The organism is Pseudomonas sp. YQ_5 (assembly GCF_043103305.1).
In the GTDB taxonomy this organism is placed as follows: Bacteria; Pseudomonadota; Gammaproteobacteria; order Pseudomonadales; family Pseudomonadaceae; genus Aquipseudomonas; species Aquipseudomonas putida_Y.
Genome location: NZ_JBICJS010000044.1, coordinates 228,253 through 244,164, shown reverse-complemented (window position 1 = coordinate 244,164; position 15,912 = coordinate 228,253). Strand labels below are relative to the sequence as shown.

The 15,912-nt window shown below is 62.7% G+C and carries 14 protein-coding genes; 10 read left to right on the top strand and 4 right to left on the bottom strand.

Annotated elements, in window-relative coordinates; translation table 11 throughout:
• Positions 1 to 22 precede the first annotated feature (22 nt).
• Positions 23 to 439 (bottom strand): nickel-responsive transcriptional regulator NikR, encoded by a 417-nt coding sequence (nikR, locus tag ACF8EA_RS09305; protein ID WP_010954217.1) that lies wholly within the window; start codon positions 437 to 439, stop codon positions 23 to 25.
• Between the two features lie 86 nt (positions 440 to 525).
• Between nikR and nikA the strand changes: the two genes are divergently transcribed.
• From nikA to ACF8EA_RS09270, 7 genes are all read left to right on the top strand, one after another.
• The gene (nikA, locus tag ACF8EA_RS09300; protein ID WP_392521697.1) at positions 526 to 2,100 is read left to right on the top strand and encodes a nickel ABC transporter substrate-binding protein; all 1,575 of its coding nucleotides are present in this window, start codon (positions 526 to 528) and stop codon (positions 2,098 to 2,100) included.
• Position 2,101: 1 nt separating this feature from the next.
• Complete coding sequence (gene nikB / locus ACF8EA_RS09295; protein ID WP_267273942.1) at positions 2,102 to 3,043, top strand: nickel ABC transporter permease subunit NikB; 942 nt, start codon at positions 2,102 to 2,104, stop codon at positions 3,041 to 3,043.
• Positions 3,040 to 3,885, top strand: coding sequence for a nickel ABC transporter permease subunit NikC (gene nikC, locus ACF8EA_RS09290; RefSeq protein ID WP_392521695.1), 846 nt, complete (start codon positions 3,040 to 3,042; stop codon positions 3,883 to 3,885). The genes nikB and nikC overlap by 4 nt, the downstream gene beginning before the upstream one ends.
• Positions 3,886 to 4,656 carry a nickel import ATP-binding protein NikD gene (nikD, locus tag ACF8EA_RS09285; protein ID WP_392521693.1) on the top strand — a complete coding sequence of 257 codons (771 nt, stop codon included), beginning with the start codon at positions 3,886 to 3,888 and terminating at the stop codon, positions 4,654 to 4,656.
• Positions 4,653 to 5,474: a nickel import ATP-binding protein NikE gene (gene nikE, locus ACF8EA_RS09280; protein ID WP_392521691.1), complete on the top strand. Its 822-nt coding sequence runs from the start codon at positions 4,653 to 4,655 to the stop codon at positions 5,472 to 5,474. Before nikD ends, nikE begins: the two co-directional genes overlap by 4 nt.
• A gap of 105 nt (positions 5,475 to 5,579) precedes the next feature.
• On the top strand, positions 5,580 to 6,032 hold the full coding sequence (locus ACF8EA_RS09275) for a four-helix bundle copper-binding protein (RefSeq protein ID WP_108190752.1): 453 nt from the start codon (positions 5,580 to 5,582) through the stop codon (positions 6,030 to 6,032).
• A 243-nt stretch (positions 6,033 to 6,275) separates the two neighbouring features.
• Entirely contained in the window at positions 6,276 to 7,334 is a 1,059-nt protein-coding gene (locus ACF8EA_RS09270; RefSeq protein ID WP_367251004.1) for a diguanylate cyclase, read from the top strand.
• A 16-nt stretch (positions 7,335 to 7,350) separates the two neighbouring features.
• On the opposite strand, the gene ACF8EA_RS09265 is transcribed toward ACF8EA_RS09270, so the two are convergent.
• The gene (locus tag ACF8EA_RS09265; protein ID WP_021784637.1) at positions 7,351 to 7,482 is read right to left on the bottom strand and encodes a hypothetical protein; all 132 of its coding nucleotides are present in this window, start codon (positions 7,480 to 7,482) and stop codon (positions 7,351 to 7,353) included.
• Between the two features lie 154 nt (positions 7,483 to 7,636).
• Between ACF8EA_RS09265 and ACF8EA_RS09260 the strand changes: the two genes are divergently transcribed.
• Positions 7,637 to 8,761 (top strand): mechanosensitive ion channel family protein, encoded by a 1,125-nt coding sequence (locus tag ACF8EA_RS09260; RefSeq protein WP_021784636.1) that lies wholly within the window; start codon positions 7,637 to 7,639, stop codon positions 8,759 to 8,761.
• Between the two features lie 78 nt (positions 8,762 to 8,839).
• On the opposite strand, the gene ACF8EA_RS09255 is transcribed toward ACF8EA_RS09260, so the two are convergent.
• Complete coding sequence (locus ACF8EA_RS09255; RefSeq protein ID WP_392521690.1) at positions 8,840 to 11,887, bottom strand: aminotransferase class III-fold pyridoxal phosphate-dependent enzyme; 3,048 nt, start codon at positions 11,885 to 11,887, stop codon at positions 8,840 to 8,842.
• A gap of 144 nt (positions 11,888 to 12,031) precedes the next feature.
• Between ACF8EA_RS09255 and ACF8EA_RS09250 the strand changes: the two genes are divergently transcribed.
• Positions 12,032 to 12,472 carry an Lrp/AsnC family transcriptional regulator gene (locus ACF8EA_RS09250; RefSeq protein ID WP_021784634.1) on the top strand — a complete coding sequence of 147 codons (441 nt, stop codon included), beginning with the start codon at positions 12,032 to 12,034 and terminating at the stop codon, positions 12,470 to 12,472.
• Between the two features lie 29 nt (positions 12,473 to 12,501).
• On the opposite strand, the gene ACF8EA_RS09245 is transcribed toward ACF8EA_RS09250, so the two are convergent.
• Complete coding sequence (locus tag ACF8EA_RS09245) at positions 12,502 to 13,119, bottom strand: dTMP kinase (protein WP_012052227.1); 618 nt, start codon at positions 13,117 to 13,119, stop codon at positions 12,502 to 12,504.
• Positions 13,120 to 13,344: 225 nt separating this feature from the next.
• On the opposite strand from ACF8EA_RS09245, the gene ACF8EA_RS09240 reads away from it, so the two are divergent.
• Complete coding sequence (locus ACF8EA_RS09240; RefSeq protein ID WP_392521688.1) at positions 13,345 to 15,888, top strand: HWE histidine kinase domain-containing protein; 2,544 nt, start codon at positions 13,345 to 13,347, stop codon at positions 15,886 to 15,888.
• Positions 15,889 to 15,912: the final 24 nt, after the last annotated feature.

Here is a 15,912-nt window from a genome sequence, read left to right as displayed (position 1 = left end):
CACGAACAAGTGACGCAGCGTCTCAGCGCACCTTCGGCTGCCCCGGAGCCGGGATCACCTGCACCTGGCCATGTTCCACGCCGCGCTCAACCATCAATTGGCGAGACAACTCGCCAATTCGGCCGCTTTCGCCCTGCAGCACCGAGACCTCCAGGCAGTGGCCGGCATCCAGGTGCACATGCAGGGTGGATCGGGTCAGATCGTGGTGGGCGTGCAGGGTCTGGTTGAGCCGTCTGGGCAGTTCACGGGTGCTGTGGTCGTACAGGTAACTGACCACGGCCACGCAGGCGGCATCGTCCGGCAAGGCTTCAGACTCGCGCATCCCCGCACGCAACAGGTCGCGGATGGCCTCCGAGCGGCCCTGGTAGCCTTGGGTCGCCACCCGCCGATCGATGACGTCGAGCAGCTCTTCATCCAGCGTGATGGTGATTCGTTGCATTCTGTAACTTCCGGTAAGATGATTTCACGTAGACATCATACCCACCACGCTTTAGCCTACGGCCTCCGTGAAGTGGGGGACGTAGTGTGAAGCAGCAGCCTGGTAAACGAAAGCCTGCCCTGTGGGGCATCCTTCTTCTTGCTGCGTGCGCTGCTGCACCGGCCAGCCGCGCCGCCGAGCAAGGGCCGCAGCTGGTGTACTCCTGGCCTGTGAATGCCGGGCCGCTCGACCCGCGTGGCTATTCCCCCAACCAGATGTACGCCCAGGCCATGGTCTATGAACCCCTGGTGCGCTATACCGCCGCCGGTACGCTGGAGCCATGGCTGGCTGAGGCCTGGCAGGTTTCGGACGACGGCAAGACCTACACGTTCACCCTTCGCGACGGCGTGCGCTTCAGCGATGGCACACCCTTCGATGCGCCCGCGGCCAAAGCCAACCTCGATGCCGTCCTGGCCAACACTCAGCGTCACCGCTGGATGGAACTGGTGACCACACTGGACCACGTTGAAGCGCCTGAGCGCCTGACCCTGCGCCTGGTCCTCAAGCACCCTTACTACCCGACGCTGATGGAGCTGGCCCAGGTTCGCCCATTGCGCTTTGCCTCGCCTCAGGCCAAACCCGGCCAACCGGCCGGTACCGGCCCCTGGGTACGCGCCGAATCACGCTTGGGCGAATACGACCGCTTCGTGCGCAACCCCCAGTACTGGGGGCCCAAGCCAGCCTACGGCGAGGTCATGGTCAAGGTCATTCCAGACCCCAACAGCCGCGCGCTGGCCCTGCAGGCCGGCGAGGTCGAGCTGATCCAGGGCGCCGCCGGCGAGATCACGGCCGGTACGTTCGTCCGCCTGCGTGACCAGGGCTATGCCACCGCACTGTCGGCACCGCTGGCCACCCGCACCCTGGCGATGAACACCGGCCGTGGTGCTACCCGCGATCTGGCGGTACGCCAGGCGATCAACGAGGCGGTGGACAAGCAAGCCATCATCGACAAGATTCTCTACGGCCTTGAGCCCCGGGCAGATACTCTGTTCGCCAGCAACATGCCCTATGCCGATATCGGCCTCAAGCCCTACCCTTACGATCCGGCGCGCGCCACCCACGCCCTTGATGCTGCCGGGTGGAGGCTGGCCCCAGGTGCTTCTGTGCGCAGTAAAGACGGCGAACCCTTGGCCATCGAGCTGGTATTTCTCGGCACAAGTGCCTTGCAGAAGAGCCTGGCCGAAGTGCTGCAGGGCGAGCTGGCAAAAATCGGCATCCACATCGACCTGCGTGCGGTTGAAGAAGGGGCTTTGGTGCGGCGTCAACGCGACGGCGACTTCGGCATGATCTTCGCCGACACCTGGGGCGCGCCCTACGACCCGCATTCGTTCGTCAGCTCCATGCGCTACGCCGGCCATGCCGACTACATGGCCCAACGTGGGCTGGCAATCAAGGACGAACTGGACAAGCGCATTGGCCAAGTGCTGGCCAGCACCGACGAACAGCAGCGTGCCGAGCAGTACCGCTTCATCCTCACCACCTTGCACGAACAAGCCGTCTACCTGCCCATCTCGCATCTCACGGCCATCAGCGTACGCCGAGACTCGGTGGCCAAGGTCCAGTTCGGCAGCACCTTGTTCGATGTGCCGTTCGAAACCATGACGCCAAAACAGGGAGACTGACATGTTGCGCTACATCCTGTTGCGCCTGGCGCTGCTTGTACCGGTCATGCTTGGCGCTTCGTTGCTGGTGTTCGTGCTGCTGCACCTGGGCAGCACAGACCCGGCGCTGGACTACCTTCGGCTTTCGCACATTCCACCGACCGACGCCGCCATTGCCGAAGTGCGCCATACCCTGGGGCTGGATCGCCCGCTGTATGCACAATACCTGAGCTGGCTGTGGAACGCCGTGCATCTGGACTTCGGCATCTCCTACATCACCGGCCGTCCCGTGCTCGATGACCTGCTCTACTACCTGCCCGCCACCCTGCAGCTCGGCGGCCTGGCGTTAGCCTGCACGCTGCTGCTATCGATCCCCTTGGGGCTGTTGGCGGCCCGCTGGCAAGGGCGCTGGCCCGACCACGCCGTGCGGGCAGTGACCTTCCTGGGGGTGTCCATGCCCAATTTCTGGCTGGCGTTTCTGCTGATAGCGCTTTTTTCCCTGTGGCTGGGCTGGCTGCCGCCACTGGGGCGCGGAGGGGCCGGGCACCTGGTGATGCCGGTGCTGGCGATCGCCCTGATGTCGATGTCGATCAACGCCCGCCTGCTGCGTGCCAGCCTGCTGGATGCCGGCGGGCAGCGGCACGTCACCTATGCCCGTGCCCGCGGCCTTCCCGAACGGCACGTCTGGCGCGACCATATCCTGCGCAATGCCTGGCTGCCGCTGGTGACGGCCACCGGCATGCACATCGGCGAACTGATCGGCGGCGCACTGGTGATCGAGACGATCTTCGCCTGGCCTGGCGTTGGTCGTTTTGCGGTGTCGGCAGTGCTGAACCGCGACTTCCCGGTGATGCAGTGCTTCACCCTGCTACTGACCGGTCTGCTGATGATCTGCAACCTGATAGTCGATGTGTGCTACGCCTGGCTTGATCCTCGCAGCCGGCTGGAAGGGGTGAACGCATGAGTATGCACGCTGCCCTGCGTCAGCCATTGCTGCTGCGCCGCCCCAGCCTGATGATCGGCCTGGCCCTGGTCGGCCTGCTGGCGGTGCTGGCGCTGTTCGGCCACTGGATCGCCCCGCATGACCCCGACCTGGTCGACCTCGGCCAGCGCCTGCAGGCGCCAGACGCCAGTCACTGGCTGGGCACAGACCACCTCGGGCGCGACCTGCTTTCGCGGTTGATCGTCGGCACGCGCCTGTCCTTGGGCAGCGTGATACTGACCCTGGCGCTGGTACTGGCGCTGGGGCTCGCGGTCGGCGGTGTGGCCGGGTTCGTCGGTGGGCGCACCGACCTGCTGTTGATGCGCCTGTGCGACATGTTCATGACCTTCCCCACGCTGGTACTGGCATTTTTCTTCGTCACCTTGCTGGGCACTGGCCTGAGCAACGTGATCATCGCCATCGCCCTGTCCCATTGGGCCTGGTATGCGCGCATGGTGCGCGCCCTGGTGATTGCCCAGCGCGGCCGCGAATACGTATTGGCTTCACGCCTGGCCGGCGCTTCACGCTGGGCGCGGCTGCGCCAGCATGTGCTGCCCAATATCGCCGGCCCGTTGCTGGTGCTGGCAACCATGGACATCGGCCACATGATGCTGCACGTCTCCGGCCTGTCGTTCCTTGGCCTCGGGGTGGCGCCACCCACCGCCGAATGGGGCGTGATGATCAACGACGCCAAGGAATTCATCTGGACCCAGCCACAACTGCTGCTGTTGCCAGGGCTGATGATCTTCTTCTCGGTGATGGCCTTCAACCTGCTGGGCGATGCGCTGCGTGACCGCCTTGACCCTGCACAGGAGCGCCATTGAATGAGTCCGTCGTTGCTTGAAATCCGTGGCCTTCGCATAGAAACCCAGGCCGGCGTGCTGGTGCATGGCGTTGACTTGCAGCTGCGCCGCGGAGAAGTCTGCACGTTGGTAGGTGCCAGCGGCTCGGGCAAATCCCTCAGCTGCCTTGGCTTCCTCGACCTGCTACCGCCTGGCCTTGCCCGCACCCAAGGACAACTGCTGCTCGACGGCCAGCCGCTGGCTGCAAGCAGTGTCCGAGGTCGCCTGGCCAGCCTGGTGCTGCAAAACCCGCGCAGCGCCTTCAACCCGGTGCGCAACATGGCCAGCCATGCCATCGAAACGCTCAGGCAGCGAGGCATCACCGGCGCGTCAGCACGGGCGCGGATGGCCCACTGCCTGGATGCTGTCGGCCTGGCAGACCCTGAGCGGGTGTTGCAATCGTTCGCTTTTCAGCTCAGCGGTGGCATGCTGCAAAGGATGATGATCGCCCTGGCGCTGATGGCCGAAACCCCATTCCTGTTGGCAGACGAACCCACCAGCGACCTCGATGCCCTGAGTCAGGCGCGTTTTCTCGACCTGCTGATGGAGTTGGTGCAGGTGCATGGGCTGGGGGTATTGCTGGTGACCCACGACATGGGGGTGGTAGCGCGCTGCGCAGACCAGGTCGCGGTGATGGAGGCCGGCCACATTGTTGAATGCCAACCGGCCCATGAGCTGTTCCAGCGCCCCGCCAGTGCCACTGCCCGCACCCTCCTCCACGCCCACCAGGTCCTTTGCCGGAGCCAACCATGAGCTTGCTGCACGTCCACCACGTTGGCCACCGTTATCGTACAGGGGGGCTGCTGCGCAAACGCGGTTGGCTGCAGGTACTCGACGGTATCGACCTGCAACTGCACGCTGGCGAATCCATCGGACTGCTCGGCAGCAGCGGCAGCGGCAAAAGCACGCTCGCACGGCTGCTGCTCGGGCTGGAAAAACCGGCCCAGGGCCAGGTGAGCTTTGCCGGCCAGGATGTCAGCCAGCTCAAAGGTGAGCAGGCGCGCAACTTTCAGCGCACGGTGCAACTGGTGTTCCAGGACGCCCCTAGCGCCTTCAACCCGCAGCGCAGCATCGGCTGGAGCATCGCCGAACCGCTGCGCCACCTGACCGACATGGATGAAGCCGCCCGGCAGACGCGCACCCTTGAACTGCTGGACGAAATGGGCCTGCGCGCCGAGCATGCCGAACGCCTGCCGCAACAGTTGAGTGGCGGCCAGTTGCAGCGTGCCAACATCGCCCGGGCGCTGGCCGCCTCGCCGCAGCTGGTGGTGCTCGACGAAGCGTTGTCGAACCTGGACCGGCTGTTGCAGTTGCAGGTCCTGCAGCAGTTGGAAGCGCTACGCCAGCGCAGCGGCACCGCTTTCGTGCTGATCAGCCATGACCTGAGCCTGGTGCAGTACTTCTGCCAACGGGTCGTGCTGCTGCACGGCGGGCGCATCGTGGAGGAACGCCCCGTCACGCACGACCTGTGCTTTGCGCACCCCGTAGGCCAGCAGTTGCAGTCGGCGGTGTTGCCTGCACGCCCGCAGAAGAGGCCATCGCCGCAAGGCTTGCCAACAGCTGCACACTGACACCACCTGGCTTTCGGATTCTCGGAAAACAGTCTATGTTCGCGATACTGATCTGCGCGCGCAGCCCTGCGCAGCCAAGGCCGACTTCGATCAAGGAAACGATCCATGCAACGACGTGAAATGCTGAAAACCGTCGCAGGTGCCGTAGCCGTGGCGATGACCAGTTCTGCACTGGCCGCCACTCATGAGCACGCACATCAACATGACCATGGCACTGCCGGCGCCAGGCCGTTTGCCGGGCTGATAGACAGCAGCAGCGATTGCCAGAAGACCGGTGAGGCGTGCCTGGCGCACTGTCTGGTACTGCTTGGTCAAGGTGACACGCAAATGGCGGCCTGTGCCCAGTCCGTCAGCGAGCTGCTGGCTACCTGCAGTGCGTTGATGAAGCTGGCCCTGCAAGGCTCCCGCTTCACGCCGGCCATGGCCAAGGTGGCCGCTGATGTCTGTGCCAGTTGTGAAACGCAGTGCCGCAAACACGAAAACGAGCATCCCGAATGCAAGGCGTGTGCAGACTCCTGCGCTGCCTGTCTGAAGGAATGCAAGGCCCTGGCCGCCTGATCCCGCTGACCAATATTGTCATTACACTGCCGCAACGCTTGCTGCCGCTGGCACTCGAACGTGGCGAACGGCATCACACGTGAACGCCATAAACCTTTTCCAGGGTGCCGGCAAAGTGCCAGAATCTGCTACCGTTCACCAGTCGAAGCGCCAGCCATGACAGACCTTGATCCTCATGATGATATAGCGCATTACGTACGGACGGATCGGCTCGAGCAACTGTTCGTCCAGTCAGCGCCTGCGGTGCTTGGCAGCTTCCTGGCCGCCGTAATGCTGTGCTGGCTGGGCTGGGAGCGTTTCGACCAGCAAAGGGTCATCGTCTGGATGACGTTATTGGGCCTGTCGACCGGCGTGCGTGCCGCCATGTTCTTCGCCTATCTGCGGGCACCGGCCAACCAGCGCACGGCCGAACGCTGGGAGTGGCGTTACTGGGTCACGCTGATGCTGTCGGCGGCTATCTGGGGTTGGGGCGCATTTGCCGTAATGCCCGCCGACGACGCGCTGGGGCAGACGCTGATCATGCTGTTTGCCGTCGGGATGTCTGTCAGCGCGGTGTCGTGCTACTCCTCTTACCGCAACATGACCCTGGTGTCGATGGGCCTGGTCTTGCTGCCTTCTACGGGCTGGCTACTGCTGCAACCTTCCACGCTGCAACAAGGGATAGCCTTGGCGGTATTGGTATTCGCCTGGTTCGTGGTCAGCGCGACGCAAAGCCTGTCCTCTGCATTGACGACGGCCTGGCGCCTGAAACACGAAATGCAACGCGCGCATCGGCTGGCCATGGTGGCCTCGTGCACGGACGAACTGACTGGCCTGAACAACCGACGTGCTTTTTTCGACAACGCGTCGACGCAACACGCCCGGTGCAAGGACGCAGGTGCATTCATGGCCGTGTTGATGCTGGACGTCGACCATTTCAAACAGATCAACGACACGTTCGGGCATGCCGCAGGCGACCAGGTGCTGCAGCGCATCGGTGCAGTGATCAGTGCCAGCCTGCGTGACAACGACATTGCCGGCAGGCTGGGCGGCGAGGAGTTCGCCATCCTGCTGCCCAATACACCGTTAGCCACGGCCATCGAGGTTGCCGAGCGCCTGCGGGCCCTGATAGCCAAACTGCGTGTAAATGAGCAACACCCGGTCACCGCAAGCATAGGTTTAGCGTTCGCGAAGGCCCCTGCCACTGAGCTCAGCGCCTTGCTCAGCAGCGCAGACAGCGCCATGTACCTTTCCAAGGTATCGGGCCGTAACCGGGTCACGGTCGCCGAACCGGAGCAGGAAGCATTGCGCAAGCAGCACTAGCCTATCCAGGGAGTTGCTATGCAGGGTCCTGGGCCGCAGTCTCACCCGGCGCTGGGCGCAGCGTGCGCACGGCATCGTCGAACAGGTGCAGGTTGGCATGGGCCTGCAGCCGTTGCGGCAAGCGTGCGTTGGCAATCGAACCCCGCAAGTCGTGCCAATGCTGAACAAACTGTTGCGGTTATTGAAAAAATGTACTGAGACTGACTCCGCCTGCCCCGCGCGGTGAAATCCGATCGACCTGTAGCGCCTCTTTGACGTCCCAAGAAAGCACCTTGGCAAATCAACCCAGAGGCGAGGTACTCATGAACGACCGCATCATCGCGTTTTTCAGCGACACCACCGTATTTGGCATCTCCATTCTCAATCTGCTGGTGGCGCTGACAGTCGCCATCGTGACCTTCATGGTCGCCCGTGCCGCAATCAGTTTCCTGATACGCCGGATACGGCGGTGGTCCGAACACGAAGGCCCATTGAGCCAGGTAATGGCCAAGGTGCTTTCCGGCACCAGCAACTTTCTGTTGTTGCTGGCCTCATTGCTGGTGGGATTGAGCATGCTCGACCTGCCCGAGCGCTGGCTGAGCAGGGTCAGCAGCCTGTGGTTCGTGGTCGCGGCCCTGCAGATTGGCCTGTGGGCCAACCGCGCCATCGGCCTGGGCCTGAGCCGCTACTTCGCCCGCCACCGTACCGACGGCCTGAACCAGGGCAGCGCGCTGGCTACCCTTTCGGCCTGGGGCGCGCGGGTACTGCTGTGGTCTGTGGTGGTGCTGGCGATGCTGTCGAACCTGGGGGTGAACATCACCGCCTTCGTCGCCAGCCTTGGCGTGGGCGGCATCGCGGTGGCGCTGGCTGTGCAGAATATCCTCGGCGACCTGTTCGCTTCGTTGTCGATCGCCGTGGACAAGCCGTTCGAGATCGGTGACTTCATCGTCATTGGGCCCCTGGCGGGCACCGTTGAGCACGTCGGCCTCAAAACCACACGCATCCGCAGCCTTGGTGGCGAACAGATCGTCATGGCCAACGCCAGCATGATCAGCAGCACGATCCAGAATTACAAGCGCTTGCAAGAGCGTCGCATCGTGTTCGAGTTCGGGCTTTCCTACGACACGCCAACCGAGGCTGTGAAGAAAGCGCCAGGCATCGTAGAAGACGCCATCAAGGCCCAGGAGCAGGCGCGTTTCGATCGCGCTCACCTGCGCGGCTTCGGCAAAGAGGCGCTGGAGTTCGAGTGTGTCTACATCGTCCAGGACCCAGGCTACAACCTGTACATGGACATTCAGCAGGCGATCAACTTCAGGCTGCTGGAGCGGTTTTCGAAAATCGGCGCAAGGTTCGCCGTACCGGTGCGAGCGATCAAGGTCACGGCATTGCCAGAAGCATCCGGCCTGCATGGCCAGGCTCGCGAAGGCCTGGGCATCAGAGGGGCTTGAATCTGGCAACTTGCCCAGAGCGCCAGACAGGCGCGACGCAGGACGTGCTCATGGACACGCCCTGCTCGCCCTGAAACGCTATTTCAGCGCCGCGATGAAGCTGTCTTTCAGCACCTCGAGAAGAAAGTCCGCATTGGCCCGGCTGAAAATCATCGAGGGCCGCATTTTCAGCACGTTGTCATGCGGGCCTTCGGTGCCGATCAACACGCCACGCTCCCGGGCGCCATCCGCCACTTTTCTGGCCAGGGCCGTGGCTGGCGCCTTCGACTGGCGGTCGGTAACCAGCACGACGCCGAGAAACAGGCCCAACCCGCGCACATCACCAATCACGTCGAATTGCTGCTGAAGCTTGCGCAAACCATCGAGCAGGTAATGGCCGACATTCAAGGCGTTTTCTTTCAACTGGTCGCGCTCGATTGCATCGAGCACCGCCAGGCCTACCGCACATGACACTGGGTTACCGGCGAAGGTATTGAAATACTCCATGCCGTTGTTGAAAGCATCGGCAACCTCGCGCGTGGTCACTACCGCCGACATCGGGTGGCCGTTACCAATGGGTTTGCCCATGCTGACGGCATCCGGGACCACGCCCTGGGTCTCGAATGCCCACCAGTGGCTGCCGACCCGGCCAAAACCCACCTGAACCTCATCGGCCAGGCACAGCCCACCTTCGGCTCGCACCATGGCGTACACCTCCTTGAGGTAGTGTTCGGGCAAAAACACCTGCCCCGCCACGCTCGGGATCGACTCGGCAATGAAAAAACCGGGGCGCTTGCCTGCCTTGCGCATGGCATCCAGCTGCTCTGCCACCGACTCGGCAAAGCGCTTGCCGTGCGCTTCCACGGGCCAGTGCTCGGGGGCGTAGTAGCTGTCCGGGACTACGGCCTCGTAAACATGCGCCGCCCTGCCCTTACCCGCCTTGCGCTTGTACTTGTAAGGGCTCAGATCGATCAGTTCCTGCGTGGTGCCGTGGTAGGCCCAGTCCAGCACGATCGCCTGATCACTGCCTGTGTAATTGCGCGCCATACGCAGCATCAGGCTGTTGGCCTCACTCCCCGAGCAGCCAAAGGACGCTACGCAAAGGCCCTTTGGCAAAGTGCCGGTCAGGCGTTCGGCGTATTCGACGATATTGTCGTGCAGGTAGCGGGTATTGGTGTTGAGCAGCGCAGCCTGGCGGGTCAGGGCCTCGACCACGTCGGGATGACTATGGCCCAGGTGGCAGACGTTGTTGAAGCAGTCCAGGTAGGCCCGCCCGAAGTTGTCGATCAGCCATACGCCATCCCCGCGCACGAACTTGATCGGATCGGTGTACGAAATGGACAGGTTAGGGAGCAGCAGTTCCTTGCGCCTGGTAATGATCTGGGCCTTGGTCATCCCCTGCTGGCTGTAGGTCTCTGGCGGGATACCGGCCAGGGCCGAAGCATCGGGGAACAGGTCGGCCCACGCGTCGCGGTACGCTGGCTCACCCACGCCAATGACCTCGTGCGCGCTCAGCCGGGTATCAGTGACCACCTGCAGATGCAGGTGGGGAATCCAGCCGCCGTTCTCGTGATCGCTGCCCATGTAGCCGACCAGATCGCCAGCTTCAAGCTTGTCACCGGCCTTCAAACGGCTGAGCGCCTCGTGGGCCATGTGCCCCCACAGCGTCAAAAATGGCGGGCAACTGGGTGGGGTATGCTCGAGCATCACCAGGCCGCCATAACCCAGCGGGCCTGGCTCGACCTCTACGCTTCTGACGGTGCCGGCGATCGGTGCGTACAACGGGGTACCCGCTGGCATCACCAGGTCTACCCCGATATGCAGGGTACGGTGCTGCCCCTTGATGAAGCGAGACTCGAAGGCGCTGTCGGTATAGATGGCACGTATCTCGCCCCATGGTCCGATGGCCAGCGCCACCTTGTGCGCGGCAGAGAATTCATTCCACCACCGCGTCGCATCTGCCGGGCGCTGCTGGGCCGAGGCGATGGTCATCTCATGGCTGGCATCGCCAAACGGCGCGATCACCTTGTCGAGAATGGCCGCTGACGGGCGCACCAGGTCGGCAAACGACTTGTGGTTGTCGGCAATCCAGCGGCGGACCTCCCCCGCACCTTCGATGGCATCGAAACCACAGGCCTTGCGCAGAATGCCGGTGGCCAACCGTGGGTTCATCGAATCAAGCTGCTCCAGTAGGCGCCAGGCAGGCGCTTCACTGATCGCCAGGTAAGGGTTGTCGTCGGTCTGGTCCTGCCGGGAAGCAGAGAACGTGACGCTGATGACCAAGCGCATGGCTATCAGGTTGAACAACACATCAAGCTCTTGCGGTTGCAACGGGTACTTCTCATGGAAGCCGGCCACCAGCGCAGCCGCAGCGCCGATCGGGTCGTCCATGTCGAGAATGGCGTACGCGCTGGCGATCGCGACCTCGGCAATCAGAACGGTGTGCACGGCATCGCCAAAATCGATGAAGCCAGTCACGTTACCGGCCGTTTCGGCATCGACCAGGATGTTCCAGTCGTTGGCGTCGTTGTGGATCACCTGGGCCCGAAGGGACGCCAGCTTCGGCTGTACAGCCTGTTCGAACCGGGCGATGAAGCGCTCGGCAATGGCCCGGCGATCAGGGTCCTTGATGCAATGCAACCGCGAGCGGGAACGCGCAGCGTGGCGTAAGTCCCAGTCCAGGTCGCGGACTGCGCCCGGGTGCATGAAGCCCTGCAGGGCACGGTCAAGTTCACCGAGTGCCTGGCCGAAGTTTCTCATCAGCGCCATCGAACGACTGGCCTTGGCAAGTGGCGTGCCGGCCAGCCAGCTGACAAGCCGCACAGCGTGCATTTCACCCGTGCTGCTGGCCACAGATGGCAGGTAGTCGCCAGTCACGCTGGCCCGCAGGTGTGGCACGCCCAAATGCGCGCCATGCACGGCCAGGTGATCGAGTAGCGCGGTTTGAAACTCGCTTTCTACCCTGGGCTCGCTGGCATTGACGATTTTCAGTATCCAGCCTGCATCTACGCCCGTATCCAGCCGGTAATTGCGATCACGCTCCCCATCCAGGGGCGTTGCAGTGCCGGTGACATTGAAGAAATCTTTTGCAAGGCCCTCTGCATCGCTTGCCGAAAACCGAGGTGCCGGGTGGGAAAGGTCTGTCATATCATCAGGTTCCGAGCGCGCGAATTGTTTTTGCAATAGCTTGTCATGCACCGCCGAAACGGACACCCTGCATACGGTCGGGCGCAACAGGCATAATGCCGGTTCCGACCGGCATTATGACGGCAAGTTTATCAAGGGGGTGGAATGCGTGATCTGGACGCTAAAGATCGTGAGATTCTTGAGGTACTGTCAAAGGACGCGCGCATTGCGCTCAAGGCATTAGCCGGCCGCATAGGCCTTTCCAGAAGCGCCACCACCGAGCGGGTAGCCAACCTTGAACGCAGCGGGATCATTCGCGGTTATCGCGCTGACATCGGCGAAATAGACGCCAACGTCATACGCGCCATCTTGCTGGTGACGTTGCAGCGCACGCCTGCCATGGGGCTGCTCGACCAGTTGGCAACGGACGCGCGCGTGCGACGGGTTTCATCGGTGAGCGGTCAGCTTGACCTGGTGGTTGAAGTGGAGACCCGGACGATCGACGACCTCAACCAGGTACGCGACAACGTGGCACGTCACGAATCGGTGGATGACATCACCACGTCGGTAGTCCTGCGCCGTGACATCGACCGGCAGGGCGCCTGACACCTGCAAAGGCAGTATTCACCCCTGCCTCAGAGGTGTCGAAGCACGCCCTGAATCTCGCGAACGACCTGCCGCGTTGCCTCGTCGACAGTCCCTTCATTGCGGCACAGCACCCAGCCTTGCTCTGCAACTGCACGCTCGAACGCCTCGGTACAGGCAACCTGTTCATCCAGGTTATGGATCACCGTACTGCCCAGCCCACGTGTGCGCGCCGCGGCCCTTGCCCATGAGGTTTCAGGCGTTGTGACCACCCCGACATGCAGATCGGGTACTTGCACGTTCCGTTCGAGGTTCAGGCGCAGGATCTTGTCAAACGGCACTGTGCGGCGAAACGCAGCGTCAGAGGGGTACCAGCGATCAATCAGGATAATGCTGTCAGCGGGCTGCCTGGGCAGTACATGCCGGGAAATCCAGGCGCGGCTTTCAGCGAAGCGCTCGCAAACCTTGAACTCAAGGTCCTGGCAAGGGCTTCTGGAAAGCTGGTTGACCAAGGCCATGGTCTCGCCCCGGTGAGGGTCATTCTTTCTTTCGCAGAGGCGGATCACCTTGTTCCCGTCCAGCCGCAAGGCTTGAGTGACGGCCTCCAGCAGCGTGGTCTTGCCGGTACCCTTGGGCCCATCGATGGAAATAAACAGTGGGCGGTTCATCTTGCAATACCAGTTGGCTCAAGCGCGGGATGAGACCATTGATCGCAGCTTGCCTTCAAGCGATTCTCGACAAGAGCACATCTGTACTCCAAAGCTGACTCATCAGCAGCAGCGCACTGCCCTGGACTGGAGCGGCCCGCCATCCCCAAGGCGTGCAATGCCTGCTAGGCTGACGCACGATGGCGGACCTGCTGCCCGCCTCCCCTTACCCACAGGCACGGGCCAATGACCTACAACCCCCAAGTTAACCTGACCAACTGCGACCGGGAGCCCATCCAGATTCCCGGGAGCATCCAGCCCCATGGCTGCCTGCTGGCCTGTGATGCCTCAGCGACCGTGGTGCTGCGCCATTCGGTCAACGCCCCACAAGTGCTGGGTGTAACAAACGATATCAATGGTCAGAAACTGCACGCGGTGCTGGGCGACGAGGTCGCGCATACGCTTCGCAACGCACTCGCCCGTACCCGGGACGCCTCGCGGCCCGCGCTCAGTTTCGGCGTGACGCTGCCCAACGGCGAGGCCTTCGACATCGCCGCCCACTTGTACAAAGGCACGGCAATCCTCGAATTCGAACCCGCCGGCGCGAGCATCGCTGAACCGATCGAGCTGGCGCGCACGCTGATTGCCCAACTGCGCGAAATCGACCAGACCAGCAAGCTGTTCCGCGATGCCGCCCGTTTTGTCAGGGCGGTGCTCGGTTACGACCGGGTAATGATCTACCAGCTGGGAGCAGACGGCGCCGGCAAGGTGGTTGCCGAGGCCAAGCGTGGCGACCTCGAAAGCTTCATGGGCCAGTACTTCCCGGCCTCCGATATCCCCCAGCAAGCCCGCGCGCTCTACCTGCGCAACCCGATCCGGGTAATCTCCGACGCCCAGTTCAAAACGGTCGCCATCAACCCGGTGCTCGACCCCTCGGGCGAACCGCTCGACCTGTCCTACGCGCACCTGCGCAGTGTCTCGCCGATCCATTGCGAATACCTGTGCAACATGGGCGTGGGCGCCTCGATGTCGATTTCAGTCATCGTCAATGGCGAGCTGTGGGGAATGATTGCCTGCCATCACTACGCACCGCGCACGCTGGCCATGGGGCAACGTGTGGCCGCCGAAATGTTCGGTGAGTTCTTCTCCCTGCATATCGAGACCCTGCATAGCCGGCAAAAACTCGAAGCCGCCGTGCGCATCCACAAAGCGCTGGACAGCCTGCTGCGCGACGCCAACCAGGCTGCGGACATCGATGGGTTTTTCCACGCACGCCTGCCCCGGTTGATGTCGCTGATTCCCTGCGACGGCATCGGCATGTCACTGCTGGGCCGCTGGTCGTCCGCAGGGCTGGCGCCGCCCCAAACGGCCGTGCCTGATCTGCTGCGCCTGGCAGACATGGTCAGCGAAGGCCGAATCTGGGCGTCCAATCGCCTGTCGACAGTGATCCCGTCGGCCCAGGCGTATTTTAATGATGTGTCGGGTGTGCTGATCATCCCGATGTCGCAACACCCAAGGGATTACTTGATCTTCTTCCGCAAGGAGGTGGTCGAGACACTCGACTGGGCCGGGGACCCGAACAAGACCTATGACAGCGGCGCGTTGGGCGATCGCCTGACGCCACGCAAAAGCTTCGCCATCTGGAAAGAAACGGTTCACCAGCAGTCGCTACCCTGGACCGAGCAGGACCGCCAGTTTGGCGATGCCATCCGTACCGCTATCGTCGAAGTGGTGCTGCACAACAGCGAGCTGCTCGCCAGTGAACGCGCCAAGGCTGAAGTGCGCCAGCGCATGCTCAACGAAGAGCTCAACCACAGGGTCAAGAACATCCTGTCGCTGATTGGTGCACTGGTTGCCCATCCGACCCCGGAGAGCCAGACCCTGCAGGACTATGTGGCAACGCTGAAAGGGCGTATCCAGGCATTGTCGTTGGCCCACGACCAGGTGGTGCGTGGTGACGGTGGCGGGCGCCTGACGAATCTGCTGGAGGCCGAGCTTTTGCCCTATCGCACGGCTGCCAGCGTGATCGAATTGCAGGGCCCGAACGTCATCCTCGATGCGCGCGCGTACTCGGTCATGGCGCTGGTGCTGCACGAACTGGCCACCAACGCGGCCAAGTATGGCGCGCTATCGCGGGCCGGCGGCAAGCTTTCGGTGAGCTGGGCAATCGACGCCACCCACGCCTGTGCCATCAATTGGCAGGAAAGTGGTGGGCCAACGGTACGCCCGCCCAGCCGCAGCGGCTTCGGCACGGTGCTGATCGACCGCAGCATCCCGTTCGACCTGGGTGGCACCAGCACGGTGGAATATCACCCCGAAGGCCTGCAAGGCTTTTTCAGAATCCCGGCCAAGCACCTTTCCGTAGCCGAAGCGGCAGAAGCCGCTCTCCCGGCCACGCCTCTGGCCCATGCAAACGGTGCCTTTTCAGCGTGCTCGGGCTTGCGTGTGCTGATACTCGAGGATCAACTGGTGATTGCAGTAGGCCTGGAGCAAATCCTCAATGATGCGCAAATCAAGGACGTGATCACCGCCAGTTCCGAGGACCAAGCCATGCAACTGCTTGGCAGCCACAAACCGGACGCGGCAATACTGGATGTCAACCTGGGCACCGGAACCTCCATTTCCGTAGCGGATGAACTGGTTCGCCGGCAGGTCCCGTTCCTCTTTGCCACCGGCTATGGCGAAGGCATCAGCATTCCCGAGCACTTGCAGCATGTGCCCGTCGCGCGCAAGCCTTACGACGCCAATGCCATTCTGGCCAGCCTGCAAGGCCTGCTTGATCTGGGGTGAGTGGGATACAGAGGCAGCCTTGTG